The organism is Frateuria defendens, from assembly GCF_001182895.1.
Classification (GTDB): domain Bacteria; phylum Pseudomonadota; class Gammaproteobacteria; order Xanthomonadales; family Rhodanobacteraceae; genus Frateuria_B; species Frateuria_B defendens.
In genome coordinates, this window is sequence record NZ_LFQR01000032.1 from 22,860 (window position 1) to 42,194 (window position 19,335).

The window sequence follows — 19,335 nt, forward strand, 5'->3', positions numbered from 1 at the left end:
ATGGACCTGCCCGGCGGCCTTGCCTACCATGCCCGGACTTTCCGCCGCACAGGTGACGCCGTGAGAACCCTGATCGCCTCCGCCATCGCGCTCGCGCTGGCTTCCTTCGCCCATGCCGCCGACGCGCCGGTTTTCGACCCGCAGCGGCTGTCGGCCGAGGTGAAGACGCTCTCCTCCGACGCCTTCGAGGGCCGCGGCCCGGCCACGGCGGGCGAGACCAAGACCGTCGCCTACCTCATCGAGCAGATGAAGGCCGCCGGCCTCGAACCCGGCGGCGCGCTCGAGCACGGCAAGCGCGGCTGGACCCAGCCGGTGCCGCTGGGCCGCTTCGCCATCGCCGGCACGCCGAGCTTCGCTCTCGACGTCGGCGGCCAGCACGAGCCGCTGGCGCAGGGCGGGCAGATCGCCGTGCGCGCCGCGATGGACGGCTCGCACCAGGTGGACATCCGCAACGTGCCGCTGGTCTTCGTCGGCTACGGCGTGAAGGCGCCCGAGCGCCACTGGGACGACTTCAAGGGCGTGGACCTCAAGGGCAAGATCGCCGTGGTGCTGGTCAACGATCCGGATTTCGAGACGGGGCAGGGCGACTTCGGCGGTAAGGCCATGACCTACTACGGCCGCTGGACCTACAAGTACGAGGAAGCCGCGCGCCAGGGCGCGCTGGGCATGCTGGTGGTGCACGAGACCGCGCCGGCCTCCTACGGCTGGAACACGGTGAAGAACTCCAACACCAACGCCATGTTCGACATCGTGCGCGAGCACCCGGAGGCGGCGCATCCGAAGCTCGAGGGCTGGATCCAGCACGACGCGGCGGTGGACCTGTTCAAGCGCAGCGGCCTGGATTTCGAGGCGCTCAAGCGGCAGGCGCAGACGCGCGACTTCAAGCCGGTGACGCTGCCGGGCGCCGGCTTCTCGGCCAAGTTCGACGTGGACGCCAAGGTGATCACCTCGCAGAACGTGGTCGGCCGCGTGGCCGGCGCCAGGCGGCCGGACGAGACCGTGCTCTACAGCGCGCACTGGGACCACCTCGGCGTCGGCGAGCCGGACGCGAAGGGCGACCGCATCTACAACGGCGCGGTGGACAACGCCACCGGCATCGCCGCGCTGATCGAGATGGGGCGCGCCTTCGCGCACGCGCCCAGGCCGCAGCGCTCGGTGGTGTTCCTCGCCGTCACCGCGGAGGAGAAGGGCCTGCTAGGCTCGGAGTACTACGCCAGCCACCCGCTGTACCCGGCGGCGAAGACCGCGGGCGTGATCAACATGGACGCGCTCAGCCCCGAGGGCGCGGCGCGCAACTTCACCATCTCCGGCAGCGCCAGCCTCGACCTGCTCGACGACCTGGTGACGGTGGCCAAGGGCTACGGCCTCGGCTTCTCGCCCGATCCGCATCCGGAGGCGGGCAGCTTCTACCGCTCCGATCATTTCTCCTTCGCCAAGCGCGGCGTGCCGGCGCTGTCCTACGAGTCCGGCAACGACCGCGTCGAGGGCGGCAAGGCGGCGGGCGAGGCGGCCTCCAAGACCTACACCCGCGAGCACTACCACCAGCCCTCCGACGAGTGGCAGGCCGGCTGGAGCTTCGCCGGCATGGCGCACGACCTGCCGGTGCTCTACACGCTGGGCCGCCAGCTGGCCGACTCCGACGCCTGGCCGAACTGGGGCACGGACTCCGAGTTCCGCGCCATCCGCGACCGCAGCGCCGACCAGCGCCGGTAAGCGCCGCCCGACAAAACGAGGGCGGCATCGGCTGCCGCCCTCGTGGGTCGGATCGAAGACCACCCCGGGCCCGCACCCGTCCGTGGCGCGGGCCGCCCTACATCAGTGGCCGCTCGGCGCGGTGGACGACGGCGGAGGCGTTGTCGGCGCGGTGCTGGCCGGCGGCGGTGCCGTGTTGGGCTGGGTCTGCGACGGCGTGGTCGTGGCCGGCGGTGGCGCGCCCGCGCCGGGCTGCGCGTTTTCCGGGCTCTTGCCGGTGCACGCGGCCAGCGTTAGCGTGGCGGCAGTCAGCAGGCTGCAGGCGAGAAGCGGGCGTTTGTTCATGAGCGTCTCCTGGAAGCGAAAGGGCGTCGGCGAACCGCAACCGCACGGGGCACGCGATACACACGGCGAACCGGTCGTGATGCGCAGGGCTGCCGCATCGGCCGTCATCGGCACGGCGTCCCTGCATCCTCGGGATCGGATGCGGGCGATGGGCGTCCGGCCGTATCGCCCCGCCGCCGCGGACCGGGTGCGCTGTGCCCTACGCGCAGCGTTTGCAGTTCCGGTGGACGATTCGCATGGTGCCCGCCGAAGGTTGAAAACCATGTCGCCGCGACATGAAGAGTATGTGTTGATCCCATGTGCGCGCCGTCGCGTCGCGGCCGGCCGGATGCCTGCCTGCGGCCTAAACTATCGCCAGGGCCATCGTGGCGAGGGCAGGCATGACAACGTCGCTTCCATCGAACCGTCCCGCGGACCCGCGCCCGCAGCCGCCGCCCGCGCCCGCGCCGGGCGACTGCTGCGGCGAGGGCTGCAGCCACTGTGTGCTGGACCGCTACGAGCTGGAGCTGGCGCGCTACCGGGACGCCCTCGCGGCCTGGCTGGCGCGGCATCCGGAAGCGCACGGCGGCGTTTAGGCGGCGTTGGCGCGCGGCCATCTGGACGTCCAAAACCCACGCATATGCGAACTGCTTGGCGGCCCGGCGCGGCAAGCGTTGCCCGACCCGCGCGGCGCAGGGTACATTCGCGGGTTCTTGTACAGGGGATGAGGGGACGCATGATGTTGAGGCGATCGCTGACGACCGCCGCGCTGGCGCTGTCGCTGTGTGCGTGTGGAGGCGGGCAGGACACGCACCGGCCGGTACCGCTGGGTTCGCTGGTGGTGCCGAACTCGGCGCCCTGGCTCAACGTGGAGCCGGTCAGCTTCGACCTGCCGGTGCGCGGCGTGGACGACACCGTGGTGCTCAGCCCGTCGCCCTCGGTGGCCGAGGCCTTGCAGGCGCAGCTGCGCCGCGCCCTGCAGCCGTCCTACTTCACCGACCTGGTGGTGGGCTGCGGCCGTCCCAAGGCCGAACTGCGGGTGGAGCAGCAGGACGATGCGCCCTCGCGGGCGCGCCTGGACCTCACCGTGCATTGCACGATCAACGCGCGCGGCTTCACCACCAACGCCGACTACCGCGCGCAGCCCGTGCTGCCGGTGCCGGCCGACAAGGACTACGGCAAGCTCTTCGTGACCCTGCTCGACCGCGCCTCGAAGGACATCGCCGCCCGCCTGGACGCCGATGTGCGCAGCAGCGGCGCCAGGCTGCGCGGCGCCTGACGGGCGGGCGCCGCGCAGGCGCCCGCCCACGCGCTCAGGCGCCTGCGCGGAAATGCTGGCGCAGGTCCTGCTGGCAGCGCCGCACCAGCGGCGCGGCGAAGCATGCCGGCCATTGTTCGCCGTAGTCGGGCGGCGCGTCGATCGCGCCGCCTTCGGCCAGTAGCAGGGCCATCGCGAGCACGTCGGCGACGAGCAGCGCCTTGCCCAGCGACGATGAAGGCGGGGAGGCCGCCGCGTCGGTGCGCTCGCGCAGGGCGACGATGACGTGCTCCGGCAGTTCCCAGTGCACCGCCGCGCGCAGCGACAGCTGTGCGCCCAGCTGCATGCAGGCGGCGAGGAAGGCGGTCGAGTAGGGCGCCATCGACGGCGGCACCTCGTGTTCGAGCAGGCGGATCACCGCGCCGGTGCCGGTATGGCACACCATGCCGGCCAGGAACGCCTCGAAGCCGTCGCCGCCGACTTGCCGGCCGAGATAGGTACAGGCGTGGGCGCAGCGCTCGGCGTGGTCCCACAGGCACTCACCCGCCGTATGGCCGGATGGGCCGGTGGCGGAAGCCTGCAGGATCGGTTTCATCACGTGCTGGGTGGCGATGCGGCGCAGGCCGTCCTGGCCGAGCAGCACCACGGCCTGCTGCAGGCTGTGGATCGGCTGCGCGGTGCGGTACTGCACGCTGCTGGTCACCCGCATCACTTCGCCGACCAGCACCGGATCGCGTCCCACCAGCTCGGCCAGCTGCGCACCCGCCGCACGGTCGCTGCGCAGGGAGCGCAGCAGCTGCGGCAGTACGCTGGGCAGGCGCGGCAGGCCGCGCATGTCGAAGCGCTCGCCGATGGCCAGCAGCCGCTTGAGCATGCCCAGCTCGGCCGGCGTGGCGCCCGCCTGCGCGCCCTCGGCCATGCCGAGCAGGTGGCGGTGGAAGCGGTCGGCCAGCCCGGCCGGTGCCATCGGCGCCGGCGTTTCGGGCGCCACCTCCATGGCGGCGGCCTGGGCGTAGGCGCCCGCCGGCGGGCGCAGCGGAACCTGCACGGGGGGAGCGGCAAAGAGGCGTCGCCAGAGGCTCATGAGTCGGTGGCTGCTCCACGGATAGAAGGTTGCGCGCCTCTTTATCGGCGCGTGGACGGGGAAATGTAGCCCCCGTGCCGCCGGCGCGGTTGGCAAACGCGGCGCCCGTCCCCAGATGACGGACGTGCCCGCCGAGACGTCCCCATGATCCCGTTCTCCATCCTCGACCTCGCCCCGGTTCCCGCGGGCAGCGACATCGCGCAATCCTTCCGCAACACGCTGGACCTGGCCCAGCTGGGCGAGCGGCTCGGCTACCAGCGCTACTGGCTGGCCGAGCACCACAACATGCCCGGCATCGCCAGCGCCGCCACCGCGGTGCTGATCGGCCACGTGGCGGGCGGCACCTCGACCATCCGCGTGGGCGCCGGCGGCATCATGCTGCCCAACCACTCGCCGCTGCAGGTGGCCGAGCAGTTCGGCACGCTGGCCTCGCTGTATCCCGGCCGCATCGACCTCGGCCTCGGCCGCGCGCCGGGCACCGACCAGGCTACCGCGCGGGCGCTGCGCAGCTACTTCGAGGGCGCCGACAACTTCCCCGCGGACGTGGCCGAACTGCTGCGCTACTTCGAGCCGGCCGGCCCCGGCCAGCCGGTGCGCGCGGTGCCGGGCGCGGGCGTCGATGTGCCGGTGTGGATCCTCGGCTCCAGCCTGTTCGGCGCCCGGCTCGCCGCGCGGCTCGGCCTGCCGTATGCCTTCGCCTCGCACTTCGCGCCGGATGCGATGGACGAGGCGCTGGCGCTCTACCGGCGCGACTTCCGCCCGTCCAAGCGGCTGGCCGAGCCCTACGCGATCCTCGGCGTCAACGTGATCGCCGCCGGGAGCGAAGCCGAGGCGCGCCGCCTGTTCACCAGCCACCAGCAGAGCTTCGTCAACCTGCGCCGCGGCCAGCCCGGCCTGCTGCCGCCGCCGATCGACGACATCGCGGGCTTCTGGAGCGAGACCGAGCGCTTCGGCGTGGAGCGCGCCCTGGCCTGCACCGTGCTGGGCGATGCGGACGGCGTGCGCGAGGGGCTGGCGGCGTTCATCGCGCGGCACCGGCCGGACGAGCTGATCGTCACCGCCAACGTGTTCGAGCACGCGCTGCGCCGGCGTTCGTTCGAGATCGTGGCGGCGGTGCGGGACAGCCTCGCTTGAGGCGGCGCGGGCCTTTCGCGGCGCCGGCGAGCGGGCCTTCGCCGGCGCTGCGACGGCACGGCCGCTTGCCCGATCCGCGCCGGGCAGGGAAACTTTCATGCTTTTGCCGGACCGCGCACCCGCGCGCCGGCGCATCGCGTCACGAGGATTGCCCATGCGCTTGACCGTTGGTACCGAATTGCTCGCCCAGGCCCTGTTGTTCGACATGGACGGCACCCTGATCGACTCGCGCGTCAACGTGGAGCGCATCTGGAAGGAGTGGTGCGACGCGCACAAGGTCGACTTCAGCCAGGTGCTGCCGCACCTGCACGGCGTGCGCCTGGCCGATTCGGTGCGCCGCTTCACCCCGCCCGGCTACGACGTGGAGCAGGAGATCGCCACGCTGTACCGCCTCGAGCTGGTGCACACCGACGGCATCGTGCCGATCAACGGCGCCAAGGACCTGCTGGCCGCGTTGCCGTCCGAGCGCTGGACCATCGTCACCTCGGCCGACCAGGAGCTGGCGCGCGTGCGGCTCGACGCCGCGGGCATCCCGGTGCCGCCGCGCATGGTCGGCGGCGACGACGTCACCCGCGGCAAGCCCGATCCGCAGGGTTATCTCGAAGGCGCCCGCCGCCTCAACAGCCAGCCGGCGCAGACGCTGGTGTTCGAGGACGCGGCGGCCGGCATCGCCGCCGGCCGCGCGGCCGGCGCGCGGGTGATCGCCCTGGCCACCGGCCATGCGGGCGAGATCCCCGAGGGCGTGGAGTGGATTCCCGACCTCTCCGCGTTGCAGGTCACGGGGCACGACGCCGGGGGCGTGCGGTTGCGGGTGGTGGCGTAAAGCCCTTCCGCGGGTCGTTTCCCAAGTTCACTCGGCATTGGCGCAAGGGGCAAATTCACCGGCGCATTTGCCTTCGCTCCCCTGGAAGGGAAGCGCCAAGGAAGCCGTGCTAACCCGCCTCGAGCGCCTGCGCCGCGTACGCCCTCAGCCGCGCCAGCATCGCCGCGAGGCCGTTCGAGCGGGTCGGTGAAAGATGCTTGGCGAGGCCGATGGCCTGGATGAAGGCCGGCTCGGTGGCGACGATTTCCGCCGCGGGGCGGTCGGAGTACACGCGCAGCACCAGGGCGATCAGCCCGGAGACGATGGCCGAGTCGCTGGCGGCGTCGAAGTGCAGCCGCGCGGCGTCGCCGCTGGGCACCAGCCACACCATCGACTGGCAGCCGTGCACGCGGTGTTCCTCGCTCTTCCAGGCGTCCGGGAACGGCGGCAGTTGCTTGCCGAGGTCGATCAGGTACTGGTAGCGCTCGGTCCAGTCGCCGAAGAAGGCGAACTCCTCGGCGATCTCCTGCTGCGCCTGGCGGGCGCTTTCGGTAACGGTGGTGTTCATGGCGCCATTATCGCGCGTGGGGCATGAACCCGCGAGCGTGTGCCGGTCGCGCCGGTACGGTCAGCTTTTCGCCACGCTCCAGCGCGTGCCCTGCGGGCCGTCCTCGATGGTCACGCCCATCGAGGCCAGTTCGTTGCGGATGGCGTCGGCGCGGGCGAAGTCGCGGGCGGCGCGGGCGCTGCGGCGCTCCGCCAGCATCGTCTCGACCCTGGCGGCGTCGACGGTTTCGCCGCCGACCTGCTTGAACCAGGCCTCCGGGTCCTGCTGCAGCAGGCCCAGCGCCACGCCGGCGCCGAGCAGGGCGGACTTGATCGCGGCCAGTTCCGCGCGTGCCTCATGGCCCAGTGGTGCTGGTGCCTCGGTGAGCAGTTGCCGCGCCTGGCGGGCATAGGTGTTGACCGCGGCCAGCGCCACCGGCGTGTTGAGGTCGTCTTCCAGCGCGGCCTCGACGTCGGCGGGGATCGCCGGCGCGGCGGCCACGCCGGCGAGGTCGCGCAGCGTGCCGTAGAGCCGGTCCAGCGTGCGCACGCTCTGTTCGATCAGGCCGTCGGACCAGTCCAGCGGCTGGCGGTAGTGCGCGCTCAGCAGGGCGTAGCGCAGCGCCTCGGCGGGGTGGCGCTTGAGCAGCTCGTGGATGCGCTCCACGTTGCCCAGCGACTTGCTCATCTTGGCGCCGTCGAAGGTGAGCATGCCGTTGTGCAGCCACCAGCGGGCGAAGGTGGCGCCGCCGTGCGCGCAGGTGGACTGGGCGATCTCGTTCTCGTGGTGCGGGAACTGCAGGTCCACGCCGCCGGCGTGGATGTCGATGGTCTCGCCCAGGTGCGCCGCGCTCATCGCCGAGCACTCGATGTGCCAGCCGGGGCGGCCGCGGCCCCACGGGCTGTCCCAGCCGGGCAGCTCCGGCGTGGAGGGCTTCCACAGCACGAAGTCGGCGGGATTCTTCTTGTAGGGCGCCACCTCGACGCGGGCGCCGGCGATCAGCTCGTCCGGATCGCGGCCCGAGAGCCGGCCGTAGTCGGCGTAGGTGGCGACGTCGAACAGCACGTGACCTTCTGCCGCATAGGCATGGCCGCCTGCGATCAGCGCCTCGATCATGGCGATGATCTGGCCGATGTGCTCGGTGGCGTGCGGCTCCACGTCCGGCGGGGCGATGCCCAGCGCCGCCATGTCCTCGTGGTAGACGGCGGTGTAGTGGCTGGTGATGCGCTCGATCGGCACGCCCTGTTCGAGCGCGGCCGCGTTGATCTTGTCGTCCACGTCGGTGATGTTGCGGGCGTACACCACGCGCGGGTGGTGCCGCCGCAGTAGTTTCACCAGCACGTCGAACACCACCGGCCCGCGGGCGTTGCCGATATGCACATAGCTGTAGACGGTCGGCCCGCACAGGTACATGGTCACCCGCGCCGGGTCGAACGGCTCGAACGGTCGGAGGCGGCGGGCGAAGCTGTCGTAGAGCGAGATCGGCATGGGTGTCGGGCAGGGATGCGCGGCGCGCAGGTCGGCCGGGCATCTTAACAAGCCGTAAGCTTTTCGGTGCTGCACCGGACATTCTAAGCGTCGATTCAGAGTGAATTTGGTGCAATTCATGCAGGCGCCGGAAAAGCGCCTGGCGCTACACCCGAACCGGAGGTCGAAATGACCCACTACAAGCTGTTCAAACCGATTCTTGCCGCACTGGTGCTGGCCATGGCCGCCACCGGTGCGCTCGCGCAGGATGCGCGTTATGGCAGCCCCGGACCCGGCCCATCTTCCGACGACAATGCCCACTACGCCTGGGCCGACGTGCTGCGCGTGGACCCGGTCTACGGCGTGGCCCGCACCGAGGTGCCGCGGCAGGAGTGCTACGACCAGCCGGTGGTGCGCCACGACCCCGGCAACAGCACCGCGGGCACCCTGCTGGGTGCGGTGGTGGGCGGCGTGCTCGGCCACACGGTGGGCAAGGGCGACGGTCGCACCGCCGCCACCGTGGCCGGCGCGGTCGCCGGTGGCGCGGTGGGCAACCGCGTGTCCAACCGCGGCGGAGACTACGAAACCACCCAGACCTCCTGCCGCGAGGTCAGCGCGGTAAGCGAGCAGCGCCGCATCATGGGCTACGACGTGGAGTACCGCTACCGCGGCGAGGTCTACGTATCGCGCCTCAACTACGATCCGGGCGAGCGCCTGCGCGTGCGGGTGAGCGTCGCCCCGGCCGACTGAGCGCCTCCGGCTTTGCCGCACGACCGCCGCCTCCGGGCGGCGGTTTGCGTTTCGGCGGGCCGAATGGACGTCCAAACCAAAAGGTATTGCGCGGCGCCGCAAATGCCGGCATGATGCCGGTTCCACTATTCGGAACCCGCATGTCCGCAGCCGTCTATACCGCCACCGTGCTCACCAGCGCCCGCATGGCCGCTGGCATGACCTCGCGTGCGCGCCGACCGCTGGGCCAGCATCGGGCCGGGTAGGCTGTCGCACGCGTTTCACATGCATCGACGACAAAGACCCGGCCACCGAGCCGGGTCTTTTCGTTTGGAGTTCCGAATAGTTTCAGGCGGATCCATCCGCGAAGGCCGAACCGGCCATCCAGGCCGGACTTTTCAACGTTTCACGCGGGTCCGTCCGCGAAAAGCCAGCCGTCCGTCCATAGCCGGACTTTTTTGACCTTGAGGGCACTGCATCCATGACGCTTCGCCACTTCTTGACCACCCAGGACTACAGCCGCGCCGAGATCGACGCGCTGCTGGAGCAGGCCGCGGCCTTCAAGCGTTCGCCGCAGGGGCAGCAGCTGGCCGGCAAGTCGGTGGCGCTGCTGTTCTTCAACCCCTCCATGCGCACGCGCACCAGCTTCGAGCTGGGCGCGTTCCAACTGGGCGGCCACGCGGTGGTGCTGGCGCCGGGCAAGGATGCGTGGCCGATCGAGTTCGAGGTGGGCAGCGTGATGGACGGCGACACCGAGGAGCACATCGCCGAAGTGGCGCGCGTGCTCTCGCGCTACGCGGACCTGATCGCGGTGCGCGCCTTCCCCAAGTTCCAGGACTGGTCGGTGGACCGCGAGGACAAGGTGATCAAGGCCTTCGCCCAGTACGCCACGGTGCCGGTGATCAACATGGAGACGATCACCCACCCCTGCCAGGAGCTGGCCCACGCGCTGGCGCTGCGCGAGCACCTTGGCGACCTGCAGAACAAGAAGTACGTGCTGACCTGGACCTACCACCCCAAGCCGCTCAACACCGCGGTGGCGAACTCCGCGCTGCTGATCGCCACCAAGCTGGGGCTGGACGTGACCCTGCTGTGTCCCACGCCCGACTACGTGCTGGACGAGCGCTACATGGAGTACGGCTACCAGAACGCGAAGGAGAACGGCGGCTCGCTCACCGTCAGTCACGACATCGAGGAAGCCTACCGCGGCGCCGACGTGATCTACGCCAAGAGCTGGGGCGCGCTGCCGTTCTTCGGCAAGTGGGAGCAGGAGAAGCCGATCCGCGACGCGCACAAGCACTTCATCGTGGACGAGGCCAAGATGGCGCTGACCAACAACGGCCTCTTCAGCCACTGCCTGCCGCTGCGCCGCAACGTGAAGGCCACCGACGCGGTGATGGATTCGCCCAACTGCATCGCCATCGACGAGGCCGAGAACCGCCTGCACGTGCAGAAGGCGGTGATGGCCTCGCTGATCGGCCAGCGCTGAGCCGCCGCATGGTTCAGCCCCGCGCCTTCCGCGAGACGCGCCGCGAGGTCCTCGAGGATCTCGTGCGCGCGTACCCGTTCGCCACTGTGGCGGTGCGGACGGCGGACGGCCTCGCCGCCAACCATCTGCCGCTGGAGCTGGCGGGCGAGGTGCTGCGCGGCCACGTGGCGCGCGGCAACGAGCTGGCGAAGCTGGACGGCGCGCCGGCGCTGGCGATCTTCCACGGCCCGGAGGGCTACGTCAGCCCCAACTGGTACCCGAGCAAGCACGAGACCGGGCGCGAGGTGCCGACCTGGAACTACGCGGTGGTGCACGTGCACGGGCGCCTGCGGGTGGTGGACGACGCGGCCTGGCTGCGCGCCTTTCTGGCGACGCTCACCGAGCGCCACGAAGCGGGCGAGCCGAAGCCCTGGTCGATCGACGACGCGCCCGCCGACCACGTCGACAAGCTGCTGCGCGCCATCGTCGGCATCGAGATCGCCGTCGAGCGCGTCGAGGGCAAGTTCAAGCTCGGCCAGAACCACCCGGAGGCCAATCGCCGCGGCGTGATCGCGGGCCTGCAACGCCGCCACCGCGGCGACGACGCGGCGCTGGCCGCGCTGACGGCGCAAACGTTGGAGGAAGGGATATGAGGCCGCACCATTACGCCTTGCAGGTGGCCTGGACGGGCAACCGCGGCACCGGCACCGCCGACTACCGCGCCTATGGCCGCGAGCACGAAATCCGCGTACCGGGCAAGGCGGTGATCGCCGGCTCGTCCGACCCGACCTTCCGCGGCGACGCCACGAAGCACAATCCCGAGGACCTGCTGGTGGCGGCGCTGTCCGCCTGCCACATGCTGTCCTACCTGCACCTGGCCGCGGTGGCCGGCGTGGTGGTGACGGCCTACGTGGACGACGCCACCGGCACCATGCAGACCGCCGCCAGCGGCGGCCGCTTCACCGAAGTGGTGCTGCACCCCACCGTGACCCTCGCCGAGGGCAGCGACGCGGCCCACGCCACCGCGCTGCACGAGGACGCGCACCACGCCTGCTTCATCGCCCATTCCGTCAATTTCCCGGTGCGCTGCGAGCCGCGCATCGTGACCGAACCTGCCTGATCTTCATCCGATTCGATCTCCATCCAGGACCACAGACCCATGAGCAAAGACATCGTCCTCGCCTTCTCCGGCGGCCTCGACACCAGCTTCTGCGTGCCCTACCTGCAGGAGCGCGGCTGGGCCGTGCACACCGTGTTCGCCGACACCGGCGGCGTGGACGCGGAGGAGCGCGCCACCATCGAGGCGCGCGCCAAGGAACTGGGCGTGGCGAGCCACCGCACCGTGGACGGCGGCCCGGCGATCTGGAACGGCTTCGTCAAGCCGTTCGTGTGGGCGGGCGAGGGCTACCAGGGCCAGTACCCGCTGCTGGTGTCCGACCGCTACCTGATCGTGGACGCGGCGCTGGCGCGCGCGGCGGAACTGGGCACCCGCGCCATCGCGCACGGCTGCACCGGCATGGGCAACGACCAGGTGCGCTTCGACCTGGCGGTGAAGGCGCAGGGCAACTACCAGATCGTGGCGCCGATCCGCGAGATCCAGAAGGAGCACACCCAGACCCGCGCCTACGAGCAGGCTTATCTCGAGGAGCGCGGCTTCGGCGTGCGCGCCAAGCAGAAGAGCTACACCATCAACGAGAACCTGCTGGGCGTGACCATGTCCGGCGGCGAGATCGACCGCTGGGAGGCGCCGGGCGAGGGCGCCCGCGGCTGGTGCAAGCCGCGCGCCGAATGGCCGGCCGCGCCGCTGCGCGTCACGCTGAGCTTCGAGCAGGGCGAGGCGGTGGCGCTGGACGGCGAGAAGCTCCCCGGCCACCAGATCCTGGCCAGGCTCAACCAGCTGTTCGCGCCCTACGGCGTGGGCCGCGGCATCTACACCGGCGACACCGTGATCGGCCTCAAGGGCCGCATCATCTTCGAGGCACCGGGCCTGATCTCGCTGCTGGCCGCGCACCGCGCGCTGGAAGACGCCGTGCTCAGCAAGCAGCAGAACCGCTTCAAGCCCGAGGTGGCGCGCAAGTGGGTGGAGCTGGTGTACGAGGGCTTCTTCCAGGATCCGCTCAAGACCGACCTGGAAGCCTTCCTGGCCTCCTCGCAGTCGCAGGTGAACGGCGAGGTGACGCTGGAGACGCAGGGTGGCACGGTGACGGCGGTGGCGGTGGCCTCGCCGCATATCCTCAACGCCAAGGGCGCCACCTACGCGCAGTCGGCCGACTGGGGCGTGGAGGAGGCCGAGGGCTTCATCAAGCTGTTCGGCATGAGCTCGACGCTGTGGGCCGAGGTTAATCGTTGAGGGGCAGGGAGTAGGGAATCGGGCATGGGGATTCGCCACAGCGAAGAGCCTCCCGCCCTTACCTGAGTGAGCCTGCTGCCGCCGCTTCCCCGCCCAGGCGGGACCGGCGGCTTCAGGCCAGCCGCTTCACGCCACCGCAAGCTACCGGACTCCCGCCGCGCGGGAGCGACGAGACGACAGACCGACCATGGCCACGACCGACCTGCTCGCAAACACCCTCGCGCACCTGAAGGAACTGGTGTCCTTCGACACGCGCAACCCGCCGCGCGCGATCACCACCGGCGGCATCTTCGACTACCTGCGTGCGCAGCTGCCCGGCTTCGACGTCGCGGTGACCGACTACGGCGCCGGCGCGGTGACGCTGCACGCCGTGCGCGGCAAGCCCAAGGTGCTGTTCAACGTGCACCTGGACACCGTGCCCGACTCGCCGCACTGGACCCAAAACCCGCACGCGCTGACGGTGACGGCAGACCGCGCCATCGGCCTCGGCGCCTGCGACATCAAGGGCGCGGCAGCCGCGCTGCTGGCGGTGGCCAACGCCAGCGGCGGCGACCTGGCGCTGCTGTTCTCCACCGACGAGGAGGCCAACGACGCGCGCTGCATCGCCGGCTTCCTCAAGGACCATCCCGCCTACGAGGCGGTGATCGTGGCCGAGCCCACCCGCGGCGAAGCCGTGCTGGCCCATCGCGGCATCCTCGCCGTGCAGATGCAGTTCAAGGGCCGCGCCGGGCATGCCTCGGGCGAGCAGCAGCCTTCCGACAGCGCGCTGCACCAGGCGATGCGCTGGGGCACGGCGGCGCTGGACTACGTGGCGGCGCAGTCGCACCAGCGCTTCGGCGGCCTCACCGGCCTGCGCTTCAACATCGGCAAGATCGAGGGCGGCATCAAGGCCAACATGATCGCGCCCTCCGCCGAGGTGCGCTTTGGCTTCCGCCCGCTGCCCTCGATGGACCCCGACCAGTTGCTGGAAACCTTCCGCACCCTGGCCGAACCGCAGCCGGTGGCATTCGCCGCCACCTTCCGCGGCGATTCGCTGCCGGCCGGCGACACCGCCACCGCCGAGGCGCGCCGCCTGGCCGCGCGCGACCTGGCCGACGAGCTCGGCATCCCGGTCGGCAACGCGGTGGATTTCTGGACCGAGGCGGCGCTGTTCTCCGCCGCCGGCTACCTCTGCTTCGTCTACGGCCCCGGCGACATCGCCCAGGCGCACACCGCCGACGAGTGGGTGTCGCTCGACCAGCTCGACCATTACGCACAAACCCTCTACCGGATCGTCAACCGTGCAAGCTCCTAACAGCATGCGGAAGACCATCGTGCGCCTGCTCTCCAGCATGGGCAGCACGAAGGAAATCCAGCAATACCTCAAGCGCTTCTCCCAGCTCGACGCCAAGCGCTTCGCCGTGGTCAAGGTCGGCGGCGCGGTGCTGCGCGACGAGCTCAACGACCTCACCTCTTCGCTGACCTTCCTGCAGCAGGTGGGTCTGACCCCCATCGTGCTGCACGGCGCCGGCCCGCAGCTGGACGAGGAGCTGGCCGCCGCCGGCATCGAGAAGCGCACCGTGAACGGCCTGCGCGTGACCTCGCCGCAGGCGCTCGGCATCGTGCGCCGCGTGTTCCTGCAGCAGAACCTCCGGCTGGTCGAGGCGCTGCAGAAGATGGACACGCGTGTCACCTCGCTCACCTCCGGCGTGCTGATGTCGAGCTACCTCGACCGCGAGGCCTACGGCATGGTGGGCAAGGTGGACCGCATCGACCTGGCGCCGATCGAGGCCAGCCTCGAGGCCGGCTCGATCCCGGTGATCGCCAGCATGGGCGAGACGGAGGAGGGCCAGCTGCTCAACGTCAACGCCGACTTCGCCGCCAACGAGCTGGTGCGCGTGCTGCAGCCGTACAAGATCATCTTCCTCACCGGCACCGGCGGCCTGCTCGACGGCGAGGGCAAGGTGATCGACTCGATCAACCTCTCCACCGAGTTCGAGCACCTGATGGCGCAGCCGTGGATCAATGGCGGCATGCGGCTGAAGATCGAGCAGATCGCGGACCTGCTGGAGAGCCTGCCGCTCACCTCCTCGGTGTCGATCACGCGGCCCTCGCAGCTGGCCAAGGAACTGTTCACCCACAAGGGCTCGGGCACCCTGGTGCGCCGGGGCGAGAAGGTGCAGCGCTTCGACAGCTGGGAGGGCGTGGACCGCGAGCGCATGCGCGGGCTGATCGAGTCGAGCTTCGGCCGCACGCTGCTGGTGGACTACTTCGAGCGCACCACGCCGTACCGCGTGTACGTGAGCGAGAACTACCGCGCCGCGATGGTCCTCACCGAGGAAGACGGGCTCACCTACCTCGACAAGTTCGCCGTGCTCGACGACGCGCAGGGCGAGGGCCTGGGCCGCGCGGTGTGGCAGATCATGCGGCAGGAGAACCCGCGGTTGTTCTGGCGCTCGCGCCACGGCAACCAAGTCAACCATTTCTATTACGCCGAGTCGGACGGCTGCTACAAGCAGGAGCGCTGGAAGGTGTTCTGGTACGGCATCGCCGATTTCGCCACCATCGAGCGCTGCGTCGCGCATTGCAGCGTGCGGCAGCCGACGCTGGTGGGCTGACGGGGTGCGCGGCACGCTTGCGTACTTCCGGCCGCAGCTTCGCTCTGTAGGAGCGCGCCTTGCGCGCGACCGCGGGGTTACGGCGTTGCCGCTGTGTAGGCTTGTCGCGCGCAAGGCACGCTCCTACAGAGATGCAGCAGGGCTGTGGTGCCTCGCCGGGTCGTGAACAGGCGCCATGAGCGGTGATTGAAAGTCTTCGTGTGGGAATATCACGTATGAACCAACCCAAGAAAACCATCGGCATCGTCGGCGCGCGCGGCCACACCGGCGCCGAGCTGATCCGCCTGATCGCGGCGCATCCGGCGCTCGAACTCACCTTCGTCTCCTCACGCGAGCTGGACGGCCAGCGCGTGGCCGAGCACAACGACGCCTACGCGGGCGAGCTGCGCTACGAGAGCCTCGACCCCGAGGCGGTGGCCGCCAGGCATGCCGACGTGGTGATTCTGGCCCTGCCCAACGGCAAGGCGGCGCCCTACGTGGAGGCGCTGGACAAGGCCGCGCCGGACACGCTGCTGCTCGACCTCTCCGCCGACTACCGCTTCGACGAGCGCTGGTACTACGGCCTGCCGGAGCTCACCCGCGGCAAGTGGCGCGGCGAGAGGAAGATCAGCAACCCTGGCTGCTACGCCACCGCCGTGCAGCTCTCCATCGCGCCGCTGAAAGACCTCTTGGCCGCGCCGCCGGTGAGCTTCGGCGTGTCGGGCTACTCCGGCGCGGGCACCACACCCTCGGACAAGAACGACCCGGAGAAGCTGCGCGACAACCTGATGCCGTACTCGCTCACCGGCCACACGCACGAGAAGGAGGCGAGCCGGCATCTGGGCATCCCGGTGGAGTTCATGCCGCACGTGGCGCCGCATTTCCGTGGCCTCACCGTCACCACCAACCTGTACCTGTCCAGGCCGCTCAAGCGCGAGGAGGTGCTGGAGCGTTTCCGCCGGGCCTACGCCGGCGAGAAGCTGGTGCGCGTGCTGGACGAGGCGCCATGGGTGAGCCGCATCGCGCACCGGCACCATGCCGAGATCGGCGGCTTCGCGCTGTCGGCCGACGGCAAGCGCGTGGTGGTGGTCGCCACCCTGGACAACCTGCTCAAGGGCGCCGCCACCCAGGCCATCCAGAACATCAACCGCGCCATTGGCGTGGACGAATACACCGCCATTCCTGTGCCGACGAACGACTGAAGAGGGGAGAGAGCATGATGGGGAACGAGACGGGCAAGGCCCGATGTAAGCGCGGCCGCCTCGGCCGCTGGATGACCGCCGCCTGCGCGCTGGCCGCCTTCGCCGCGGCGCCGGCCTTCGCCGCCGAGGCGAAGACCGCCAAGCCGTGGCCGGTCAAGGTGGTGATCGTCACCACCTTCGAGATCGGCGCCGACACCGGCGACCGCCCCGGCGAGTTCCAGCCGTGGGTGGAGAACGAGCACCTCGACCAGGTGCTGGATTTCCCCGGCGGCGTGCACCCGCTGCGCACCAACGCCAGCCACGACGTGCTCGGCGTGGTCACCGGCATGACCCTGGTGAACGCGGGCACCTCGCTGATGGCGCTGGGCACCGACCCGCGCTTCGACCTCAGCCACGCCTACTGGATCATCAACGGCATCGCCGGCGTCGACCCGCAGGACGCCTCCATCGGCTCCGCCGCCTGGGCCAAGTACGCCATCAACGATGTCTCGCGCCTGATCGACCCGAGCGAGGCGCCGGCCGGCTGGCCCTACGGCTTCTTCCCCAATGACACCTCGGCGCCCAACCAGCGCCCGAAGCAGGTGCACGTCGCCAACTGCTACCCGCTCAACGCCACGCTCACCGAGTGGGCCTATGGCCGCACCAAGGACCTCAAGCTGCCCGATACGCCGCTGATGGCCGAGATCCGCGGCCGCTGGAAGGGCTACCCCAACGCGCAGAAGCCGCCGTTCGTGCTGGTCGGCGACAGTTTCGCCAGCGACTACTTCTGGCACGGCAAGGTGCTCAACGGCTTCGCCAACGACTGGGTCAAGCTGTGGACCTCCGGCCACGGCAACTTCGTGATGACCGAGATGGAAGACTCGGCCATGCTGGAGGCGCTGCAGCGCCTGGACCGCATGCACCGCGTCGACCTCGACCGCGTGATGCTGCTGCGTGCGGCCTCCAACTACAGCATGCCCGCGCCAGGCATGGACATCGTCGAGAGCATCACCGACACGCACTGGGAGCCGATGGTGTTCCGCTCCGCCTGGGCCGCCGGCAGCCCGGTGGTGCACGAGCTGACCGCGCACTGGCCGCAGTATGCCGACCACCTCCCGGGCGGCCCCGCGCACGCGGAGGAGACCGAGTACTGCCACTACCGGCCGCAACCCTCATCCCACTGAGTATTCCGACGATGTCCCAACTTCTCTGGCAAAAGGCCGGCGTCGAGACCAACGCCAAGATCATGCAGTTCCTCGCCGGCGACGACGTGGTGCTGGACCGCGAGTTCTTCCTGCACGACATCGCCGCCAGCAAGGCGCACGTGGAGGGCCTGGCCAACATCGGCGTGGTGAGCGGCGGGGAAGCCGCTGCGCTCAAGCGCGAGCTGGACGTGCTGGCGGAGGATTTCCGCGCCGGCGCCTTCGTGCTCGACGAGCGCTACGAGGACGGCCACTCCGCCATCGAGGCGCGCCTCACCGAGCGCCTGGGCGACGCCGGCCGCCGCGTGCATACCGGGCGCAGCCGCAACGACCAGATCCTGGTCGCCACGCGGCTGTGGCTGAAGGAGAAGCTGGCGGAGCTGGAAGGCTATTGCCGCGCCATCGCCCAGGTCGCGCTGGAGCGTGCCGCGCAGCCGGCACTGCCGTTGCCGGGCTACACCCACCTGCAGCGCGCGGTGGTGTCCTCCACCGCGATGTGGTTCGCCGGCTTCGCGGAAGGCTTCGTCGACAACACCCTGCGGGCGCGGCAGACCGCGGCGCTGATCGACGCCAACCCGCTCGGCACCGCCGCCGGCTACGGCGTCAACCTGAAGCTCGACCGCGAGCACACCACCGCCGCGCTCGGTTTCGCGCGCATGCAGGTGTCGCCGATCTACGCCCAGCTCTCGCGCGGCAAGTTCGAGATGGCGGTGCTGGAGGCCATCGCTGCGGCACTGCTGGACACGCGCCGGCTGGCCTGGGACCTCTCGCTGTTCACCACCGCCGAGTTCGACTTCGTGAAGCTGCCGGCCGAGTACACCACCGGCAGCTCGATCATGCCGAACAAGCGCAACCCGGACGTGGTGGAGTTGCTGCGTGCGAGCTACGCCACGGTGGCCGCCGCGCGCACCGAGATCGAGCAGCTGCTGTCGCTGCCTTCGGGCTACCAGCGTGACCTGCAGTTCACCAAGGGCTCGCTGTTCCATGGCGTGCGCCAGGGCCTGATGGCGCTGGCCCTGGTGCCGGACCTGCTGGCGCGGATGCAGTGGAACGAGGGCGCGATGCGCGCGGCCATCGAGCCGGCCATGTACGCCACCGACGTGGCCATCGAGCAGGCCGCGGCGGGCGTGCCGTTCCGCGACGCCTACCGCGCCGCGGCCGAGGCGGCCGCGTCCGCCGGCGCCGGCCGCACACCGGAGGGCAGCCTGGCTGCGCGCGTGTCGCCGGGTGCGGGTTACGACTTGCGCCTGGATGCGCTGCAGCAGCGGCTTGACGGGTTGGGCGGCTGAATGTGGAAGGCGATGCCGGCTTCGTCGGCTGGCATTGCCGCTGGGGGAGGGAGGCCATGGCTGGCATCTGCTGGTGGGGAGCCTGATGGTGAGAATGGCTTGCCCGTGGGTAGTCGATCTCTGGCCGGCCTTCGGCCGGGGTTTCGCTCATCTGCCGATGAGCGAGTTACTTTCTCTTGCTTGTCCAAGAGAAAGTAACCAAAGAGAAGGACACCCCGAGGGCGCGCCTTCC

Annotated in this window: 19 protein-coding genes; 15 read left to right on the top strand and 4 right to left on the bottom strand. The window is 70.3% G+C overall.

The window, feature by feature from the left end:
- Positions 1-60 precede the first annotated feature (60 nt).
- Complete coding sequence (locus ACH65_RS05290; protein WP_049621551.1) at positions 61-1,713, top strand: M28 family metallopeptidase; 1,653 nt, start codon at positions 61-63, stop codon at positions 1,711-1,713.
- A gap of 102 nt (positions 1,714-1,815) precedes the next feature.
- Here the strand turns inward: ACH65_RS05290 and ACH65_RS05295 are convergent, their stop codons facing one another.
- Entirely contained in the window at positions 1,816-2,037 is a 222-nt protein-coding gene (locus tag ACH65_RS05295; protein ID WP_053096156.1) for a hypothetical protein, read from the bottom strand.
- 380 nt (positions 2,038-2,417) lie between these two features.
- On the opposite strand from ACH65_RS05295, the gene ACH65_RS18815 reads away from it, so the two are divergent.
- Together ACH65_RS18815 and ACH65_RS05300 are read left to right on the top strand one after the other, a co-directional pair.
- Positions 2,418-2,612, top strand: a complete 195-nt coding sequence (locus ACH65_RS18815; RefSeq protein WP_082190149.1) for an oxidoreductase-like domain-containing protein — start codon at positions 2,418-2,420, stop codon at positions 2,610-2,612.
- A 140-nt stretch (positions 2,613-2,752) separates the two neighbouring features.
- Positions 2,753-3,295: a hypothetical protein gene (locus ACH65_RS05300; RefSeq protein WP_049621531.1), complete on the top strand. Its 543-nt coding sequence runs from the start codon at positions 2,753-2,755 to the stop codon at positions 3,293-3,295.
- Between the two features lie 34 nt (positions 3,296-3,329).
- Here ACH65_RS05300 and ACH65_RS05305 read toward each other — a convergent pair whose 3' ends face one another.
- Positions 3,330-4,358, bottom strand: a complete 1,029-nt coding sequence (locus tag ACH65_RS05305; protein ID WP_049621532.1) for an HDOD domain-containing protein — start codon at positions 4,356-4,358, stop codon at positions 3,330-3,332.
- A 144-nt stretch (positions 4,359-4,502) separates the two neighbouring features.
- Between ACH65_RS05305 and ACH65_RS05310 the strand changes: the two genes are divergently transcribed.
- Both ACH65_RS05310 and ACH65_RS05315 read left to right on the top strand, forming a co-directional pair.
- Positions 4,503-5,492: an LLM class flavin-dependent oxidoreductase gene (locus ACH65_RS05310; RefSeq protein WP_049621533.1), complete on the top strand. Its 990-nt coding sequence runs from the start codon at positions 4,503-4,505 to the stop codon at positions 5,490-5,492.
- 154 nt (positions 5,493-5,646) lie between these two features.
- Complete coding sequence (locus ACH65_RS05315) at positions 5,647-6,315, top strand: HAD-IA family hydrolase (RefSeq protein WP_049621534.1); 669 nt, start codon at positions 5,647-5,649, stop codon at positions 6,313-6,315.
- 109 nt (positions 6,316-6,424) lie between these two features.
- Here the strand turns inward: ACH65_RS05315 and ACH65_RS05320 are convergent, their stop codons facing one another.
- Positions 6,425-6,862, bottom strand: a complete 438-nt coding sequence (locus ACH65_RS05320) for a SufE family protein (protein WP_049621535.1) — start codon at positions 6,860-6,862, stop codon at positions 6,425-6,427.
- A 60-nt stretch (positions 6,863-6,922) separates the two neighbouring features.
- A complete protein-coding gene (gene cysS / locus ACH65_RS05325) occupies positions 6,923-8,329 on the bottom strand; it encodes a cysteine--tRNA ligase (RefSeq protein ID WP_049621536.1) in 1,407 nt (468 codons plus the stop codon).
- A gap of 168 nt (positions 8,330-8,497) precedes the next feature.
- Here cysS and ACH65_RS05330 point away from each other — a divergent pair, with 168 nt between their 5' ends.
- From ACH65_RS05330 to argH, 10 genes are all read left to right on the top strand, one after another.
- Positions 8,498-9,058 (top strand): glycine zipper 2TM domain-containing protein, encoded by a 561-nt coding sequence (locus ACH65_RS05330; RefSeq protein ID WP_202594149.1) that lies wholly within the window; start codon positions 8,498-8,500, stop codon positions 9,056-9,058.
- A gap of 460 nt (positions 9,059-9,518) precedes the next feature.
- The gene (locus tag ACH65_RS05335) at positions 9,519-10,526 is read left to right on the top strand and encodes an N-acetylornithine carbamoyltransferase (RefSeq protein ID WP_049621537.1); all 1,008 of its coding nucleotides are present in this window, start codon (positions 9,519-9,521) and stop codon (positions 10,524-10,526) included.
- Positions 10,527-10,534: 8 nt separating this feature from the next.
- The gene (locus ACH65_RS05340; RefSeq protein ID WP_049621538.1) at positions 10,535-11,158 is read left to right on the top strand and encodes an FMN-binding negative transcriptional regulator; all 624 of its coding nucleotides are present in this window, start codon (positions 10,535-10,537) and stop codon (positions 11,156-11,158) included.
- Positions 11,155-11,625 (top strand): OsmC family protein, encoded by a 471-nt coding sequence (locus ACH65_RS05345; protein WP_049621539.1) that lies wholly within the window; start codon positions 11,155-11,157, stop codon positions 11,623-11,625. Before ACH65_RS05340 ends, ACH65_RS05345 begins: the two co-directional genes overlap by 4 nt.
- Positions 11,626-11,664: 39 nt before the next feature.
- Positions 11,665-12,855, top strand: coding sequence for an argininosuccinate synthase (locus ACH65_RS05350; RefSeq protein WP_049621540.1), 1,191 nt, complete (start codon positions 11,665-11,667; stop codon positions 12,853-12,855).
- Positions 12,856-13,042: 187 nt separating this feature from the next.
- Entirely contained in the window at positions 13,043-14,149 is a 1,107-nt protein-coding gene (locus ACH65_RS05355; RefSeq protein WP_049621541.1) for an acetylornithine deacetylase, read from the top strand.
- Between the two features lie 4 nt (positions 14,150-14,153).
- Positions 14,154-15,452, top strand: a complete 1,299-nt coding sequence (locus ACH65_RS05360; RefSeq protein ID WP_049621542.1) for an acetylglutamate kinase — start codon at positions 14,154-14,156, stop codon at positions 15,450-15,452.
- A gap of 215 nt (positions 15,453-15,667) precedes the next feature.
- Positions 15,668-16,633, top strand: a complete 966-nt coding sequence (gene argC / locus ACH65_RS05365; protein WP_049621543.1) for an N-acetyl-gamma-glutamyl-phosphate reductase — start codon at positions 15,668-15,670, stop codon at positions 16,631-16,633.
- Positions 16,634-16,647: 14 nt separating this feature from the next.
- Positions 16,648-17,796 (top strand): purine-nucleoside phosphorylase, encoded by a 1,149-nt coding sequence (locus tag ACH65_RS05370; protein ID WP_237561449.1) that lies wholly within the window; start codon positions 16,648-16,650, stop codon positions 17,794-17,796.
- Positions 17,797-17,807: 11 nt separating this feature from the next.
- Complete coding sequence (gene argH, locus ACH65_RS05375; protein ID WP_049621544.1) at positions 17,808-19,103, top strand: argininosuccinate lyase; 1,296 nt, start codon at positions 17,808-17,810, stop codon at positions 19,101-19,103.
- Positions 19,104-19,335: the final 232 nt, after the last annotated feature.

What these genes read in the sequence shown, in the direction of transcription:
- ACH65_RS05355 (WP_049621541.1), top strand. Translation starts at nt 13,043, where the DNA reads ATGGCCACGACCGACCTGCTCGCAAACACCCTCGCGCACCTGAAGGAA.
- argC (WP_049621543.1), top strand. Translation starts at nt 15,668, where the DNA reads ATGAACCAACCCAAGAAAACCATCGGCATCGTCGGCGCGCGCGGCCAC.
- ACH65_RS05320 (WP_049621535.1), bottom strand. Translation starts at nt 6,862, where the DNA reads ATGAACACCACCGTTACCGAAAGCGCCCGCCAGGCGCAGCAGGAGATC.
- ACH65_RS05300 (WP_049621531.1), top strand. Translation starts at nt 2,753, where the DNA reads ATGATGTTGAGGCGATCGCTGACGACCGCCGCGCTGGCGCTGTCGCTG.
- ACH65_RS05350 (WP_049621540.1), top strand. Translation starts at nt 11,665, where the DNA reads ATGAGCAAAGACATCGTCCTCGCCTTCTCCGGCGGCCTCGACACCAGC.
- ACH65_RS05340 (WP_049621538.1), top strand. Translation starts at nt 10,535, where the DNA reads ATGGTTCAGCCCCGCGCCTTCCGCGAGACGCGCCGCGAGGTCCTCGAG.
- ACH65_RS05305 (WP_049621532.1), bottom strand. Translation starts at nt 4,358, where the DNA reads ATGAGCCTCTGGCGACGCCTCTTTGCCGCTCCCCCCGTGCAGGTTCCG.
- ACH65_RS05335 (WP_049621537.1), top strand. Translation starts at nt 9,519, where the DNA reads ATGACGCTTCGCCACTTCTTGACCACCCAGGACTACAGCCGCGCCGAG.
- ACH65_RS18815 (WP_082190149.1), top strand. Translation starts at nt 2,418, where the DNA reads ATGACAACGTCGCTTCCATCGAACCGTCCCGCGGACCCGCGCCCGCAG.
- cysS (WP_049621536.1), bottom strand. Translation starts at nt 8,329, where the DNA reads ATGCCGATCTCGCTCTACGACAGCTTCGCCCGCCGCCTCCGACCGTTC.
- ACH65_RS05330 (WP_202594149.1), top strand. Translation starts at nt 8,498, where the DNA reads ATGACCCACTACAAGCTGTTCAAACCGATTCTTGCCGCACTGGTGCTG.
- ACH65_RS05310 (WP_049621533.1), top strand. Translation starts at nt 4,503, where the DNA reads ATGATCCCGTTCTCCATCCTCGACCTCGCCCCGGTTCCCGCGGGCAGC.
- ACH65_RS05370 (WP_237561449.1), top strand. Translation starts at nt 16,648, where the DNA reads ATGATGGGGAACGAGACGGGCAAGGCCCGATGTAAGCGCGGCCGCCTC.
- ACH65_RS05315 (WP_049621534.1), top strand. Translation starts at nt 5,647, where the DNA reads ATGCGCTTGACCGTTGGTACCGAATTGCTCGCCCAGGCCCTGTTGTTC.
- argH (WP_049621544.1), top strand. Translation starts at nt 17,808, where the DNA reads ATGTCCCAACTTCTCTGGCAAAAGGCCGGCGTCGAGACCAACGCCAAG.
- ACH65_RS05345 (WP_049621539.1), top strand. Translation starts at nt 11,155, where the DNA reads ATGAGGCCGCACCATTACGCCTTGCAGGTGGCCTGGACGGGCAACCGC.
- ACH65_RS05360 (WP_049621542.1), top strand. Translation starts at nt 14,154, where the DNA reads ATGCGGAAGACCATCGTGCGCCTGCTCTCCAGCATGGGCAGCACGAAG.
- ACH65_RS05295 (WP_053096156.1), bottom strand. Translation starts at nt 2,037, where the DNA reads ATGAACAAACGCCCGCTTCTCGCCTGCAGCCTGCTGACTGCCGCCACG.